The sequence below is a fragment of the Rudaea sp. genome (genome assembly GCF_036383415.1).
Lineage (GTDB): Bacteria > Pseudomonadota > Gammaproteobacteria > Xanthomonadales > Rhodanobacteraceae > Rudaea.
This window is the reverse complement of the sequence record NZ_DASVOK010000003.1, coordinates 1-3,814: the sequence shown is the minus strand read 5'-3', so window position 1 is coordinate 3,814 and position 3,814 is coordinate 1. Positions and strand designations below refer to the sequence as shown.

The following is a 3,814-nucleotide window of genomic DNA, read 5'->3' as shown; positions in this document are numbered from 1 at the left end:
AGCGCCTGTTCACCGACTATGTCGGCCTGCGCTACGCTCGTGCGTTTCCGAGTGGCGAAGGGATAACGGAATTCGCCCGCGGCGTGCGCCGCCTGCGTCTGGAAACCCGCAACTGAACGGATTTCGCCCCGTTGCAAATGTTTACAATCCAGCCGTCGCACAGGATTTAAACTGCAACGCGCGAGCCCGGATATTCGTCTTGGTTGAGAGCGCAGCAGAAGTTCGCCGCGATACTGGCCGCAATGATCGACAACGAGGTGCTTTATGCGTCACGTCCTGAAAACATCCGCATTCGCCGTCGGCGCCAGCGCGCTGCTCGCCGGCTGCGCGACCGTTCCCGCACCGCTTGCCGGCAATGATTTCGCCACGACCACGCCGCAGCAAGCCGTCGCCCAGAATGCGAGCGGCCAGCGCGTGCGCTGGGGCGGCGAAATCATCAAGGTCGAGCCGCGCGCGGACCGCACCTGTTTCGAGGTCCTCTCGCGCGAACTCTGGGACGACGCGCGGCCGAAACGCGCCGATCGCAGCCAGGGTCGCTTCGTCGCCTGCAAGCAAGGCTTCCTTGATCCGGCCGAATATCCGATGGGCCGTGACGTCACCGTGGTCGGCGCCATTGACGGTAGCGAACGGCACAAGGTCGGCGACTACGACTACACCTTCGCCAAGGTCGACGCGAGCGAGGTCTACCTGTGGCCCAAGCGCGCCGAATATCCGCCCGGTTACTACGACCCGTTCTGGGGCCCGTGCTACGGCGATCCGTTCTGGGGCCCCGGCTGGGGCAACTGCGGACGCTGGGGCTGGGGCGGCTACTGGGGCGCCCCTCCTGTCGTGATCGTGCGGCCGAATCCGCCGCCACCGCCGAAATCGGGCAAGTAGCCGCATTCGACGCGACGCAACGGCCCGCATAGACGTCCTTGCTCGGATTGTCCGAGCAAGCAAGGGAATCGTTCATGCGCAGCTTCATCGTTCCGGCCCTCGTCCTTTCGGCTTTTCTGTTTTCCGCCTGCGCGCAGACGCCGCCGCGACTGCGTGGGGAATTCGTTGCAATCGGGCCAAGCCAGGCTTCGAGCGGAAAATTCAATGGAACCTCGGTGCGCTGGGGGGGCATCGTCACCGGAATGCGCGCGATCGATTCGGGAAGCTGCATCGAAGTATCCGCGTTCCCGCTCAATCGATGGACGTCGCGCCCGATTCGTCTCCCCTCGGACGCTTACACCCATCCGGATGAGATACGCCCGATGTACTACTCGCCGGGCGGGAAATTCGATTCACCGCCGCGTTTTCTCGCCTGCGGAAACCAGATCGAGGACAAGTCCCTCTATCACGTCGGCGCGGTCGTGACGGCCACGGGCGCCGTGGCAGAGCCGTTTGTGTTCGAAACCGAGTTCACCAGTTGCCTGCAAAATCTCCCGCTGCGCCGCGGTCAGCCGGACTACGCCGGCACCGTTCACGTAGCGAGGGATCGCATGTGCGCGGTATCGCTGCCGATCCTGAGGATCGCGCAGGTCCAGGCTTGGGCCGAACCACCGAGTACGGCGCGCCATGTCGAATGACTGCCGGCGGATTCTTGAGTCGCACGGCAGTAAATGCACCTGTCATGCAACGAGATGATCGTTAGCGGCTTTCGCCGCTGCGCTGAAGAACTTGCAAATAGACAACCCGTCGATGGCAAGATCGCCTGGTGTTGCAAGCGATTCTGTGATTGCGACGATCCGCGTGACAAAGCCGTCCTTGCACGTGGCACTTTTCAGCGAGAAAAGGATCGGACATGCGCAAATTGATCGTCCCGTACGCAGTCTTCACGAGCCTGTTGCTTTTCGCCTGCTCATCCGCGCCACAGCCCCTGCGCGGCAGCTTTGCGAACGTGTCTACGACGATGGCGTCTACCGAGAAATTTTCCGGCAACGCGGTGCGCTGGGGCGGAATCGTCACGGGCGCTCGCGCTACCGATGCGGGGGACTGCCTGGAAGTGGCCGCCTATTCGCTGGACAGGGTCAGCGCGAGACCACTTGTTCCGTCGGGATTGGGGGCGTATTCGCGCATCGAAGGCTCGCAAACACCGCCGACCACCGGTAGTCATATCCGTACGAAATGGACGGATCACGATGCGGCGTCCCTGTTCCTGGCATGCAAGGATCGACCATTCGACAGGGAAATATATTTCTCAGGGGCCGTCGTCACGTTCACCGGGGTGATCGAGCCTTCCCACATTTACCAGGTAACGCGAGCGGATTGCGCCAGACAATATGTGGGAACAATCCATGCGGCCAATGACGATGCCTGCGTGATTTCACTGCCGGTTTTGAAAACCGACGTGGCCTATGCGTGGAAGGAGCAGCCAGCTTTCGCTCCCTCGAATTCGTGGCAGATGGCCAATCACTGACCAAAGAGACCGTTGCGTCAGCCCGGCGGCCAATGCATCTGCCGTCCGGCGAGCAGGTGCAGGTGGATGTGGTAGACAGTCTGACCGCCGTCCTTGTTGCAGTTCATCACGCAGCGGTAGCCGTTGTCGGCGAAGCCCTGCGCCTTGGCCCATGAGGTCGCGGCAAGAAAGAGCTTGCCGATGACGGCTGCATTGTCGGCGGTGAGATCGTTCAAGGCTGCGATCGGCTGCTTCGGAATGAACAGCACGTGCACCGGCGCCTGCGGATTGATGTCGCGGAACGCGAGTACGTCGTCATCCTCGTAGACGATGTCGGCGGGAATGTCGCGGCGGATGATCTTGCCGAACAGGGTGTCGCCCATTGCATAGCCTCCGTCAGTTTTCGATGAGTTGGCGCCCGCCAAAGGCATGTGCCAATGTTCCGCGATCGATGAATTCGAGCTCGCCGCCGAGCGGCACGCCGTGGGCGAGGCGTGTGGCGCGCACGTTCGCCGCGCGCGCGATCTGACTGAGCAGGTGCGCGGTCGCCTCGCCTTCGACGGTCGGGTTGGTCGCGATGATCAGCTCACGCACCTCGCTCTCGGCAAGGCGCGCGGCGAGCAGATCGATGCCGAGTTCCTTCGGCCCCATGCCGTCGAGCGGGGAGAGCCGGCCGAGCAGGACGAAGTAGCGGCCACGGTATCCGGTCGCTTGTTCGACGGCGAGCTGATCGACCGGCGTCTCGACGACGCAGAGCAGGCTTGCATCGCGTTGCGGGCTCGCGCAGGTGGCGCAGATCGCATCCTCGCTGAATGTGCGACAGCGCGTGCAGTTGCCGATGCACTCGACGGCGGCGGCGAGCCTTTCCGAAAGCTTCTTCGCGCCAACGCGGTCACGCTCGAGCACATGGAAGGCCATGCGCTGCGCGGTCTTCGCGCCGACGCCGGGCAGGCAGCGCAGCGCGTCGATCAATTCGTTCAAGAGTGGTGATGACATTCTTGGCGCAGGAAAATCAGAACGGTAGCTTGAATCCCGCCGGCAGATTCATCCCGCCCGCGACCGCTCCCATCTTTTCCTGGCTCACGGCGGCGACCTTGTTGACCGCGTCGTTGAACGCGGCGGCGATCAGGTCTTCGGCCATCTCCGGATCCTCGGCCATCACCTTGCGATCGACCGCGACACGGCGCACTTCGTGGCGACCGTTCATGGTCACGCTGACCATGCCGCCACCGGCCTGGCCGGTCACTTCGAGCTTGGCGATTTCTTCCTGCGCACGCTTCAGGTCGTCCTGCATGCGTTGCGCTTGCTGCATCAATTGCGCCATGGGTCCGCGCATGTCACTTCTCCACTGCCTTGATCGATTCGGGAATCACGCGCGCGCCGAAGTCGCGGATCATGCCTTGCACGAGGGGGTCCGCTTCCAGCGCTTGCTCGGCAGCTTGTTGGCGTGCG

At 63.0% G+C, this 3,814-nt stretch carries 6 protein-coding genes; 3 read left to right on the top strand and 3 right to left on the bottom strand.

Annotation, left to right across the window (positions count from 1 at the left end):
• Nucleotides 1–264: 264 nt before the first annotated feature.
• The 3 genes from VF497_RS00060 to VF497_RS00050 all read left to right on the top strand — a co-directional run bounded on the left by VF497_RS00060 (nucleotide 265) and on the right by VF497_RS00050 (nucleotide 2,383).
• Nucleotides 265–876 carry a Slp family lipoprotein gene (locus VF497_RS00060; RefSeq protein WP_330884992.1) on the top strand — a complete coding sequence of 204 codons (612 nt, stop codon included), beginning with the start codon at nucleotides 265–267 and terminating at the stop codon, nucleotides 874–876.
• A 74-nt stretch (nucleotides 877–950) separates the two neighbouring features.
• A complete protein-coding gene (locus tag VF497_RS00055) occupies nucleotides 951–1,553 on the top strand; it encodes a Slp family lipoprotein (protein WP_330884990.1) in 603 nt (200 codons plus the stop codon).
• A 215-nt stretch (nucleotides 1,554–1,768) separates the two neighbouring features.
• On the top strand, nucleotides 1,769–2,383 hold the full coding sequence (locus VF497_RS00050; RefSeq protein WP_330884988.1) for a Slp family lipoprotein: 615 nt from the start codon (nucleotides 1,769–1,771) through the stop codon (nucleotides 2,381–2,383).
• 17 nt (nucleotides 2,384–2,400) lie between these two features.
• On the opposite strand, the gene VF497_RS00045 is transcribed toward VF497_RS00050, so the two are convergent.
• Genes VF497_RS00045 through VF497_RS00035 form a run of 3 tightly spaced genes read right to left on the bottom strand, consistent with a single transcriptional unit; the run spans nucleotide 2,401 to nucleotide 3,698 of the window.
• Nucleotides 2,401–2,745 (bottom strand): histidine triad nucleotide-binding protein, encoded by a 345-nt coding sequence (locus VF497_RS00045; protein WP_330884986.1) that lies wholly within the window; start codon nucleotides 2,743–2,745, stop codon nucleotides 2,401–2,403.
• 13 nt (nucleotides 2,746–2,758) lie between these two features.
• Nucleotides 2,759–3,358, bottom strand: coding sequence for a recombination mediator RecR (gene recR / locus VF497_RS00040; RefSeq protein ID WP_330884984.1), 600 nt, complete (start codon nucleotides 3,356–3,358; stop codon nucleotides 2,759–2,761).
• A 16-nt stretch (nucleotides 3,359–3,374) separates the two neighbouring features.
• Nucleotides 3,375–3,698: a YbaB/EbfC family nucleoid-associated protein gene (locus VF497_RS00035; RefSeq protein WP_330884982.1), complete on the bottom strand. Its 324-nt coding sequence runs from the start codon at nucleotides 3,696–3,698 to the stop codon at nucleotides 3,375–3,377.
• Nucleotides 3,699–3,814 lie beyond the last annotated feature (116 nt).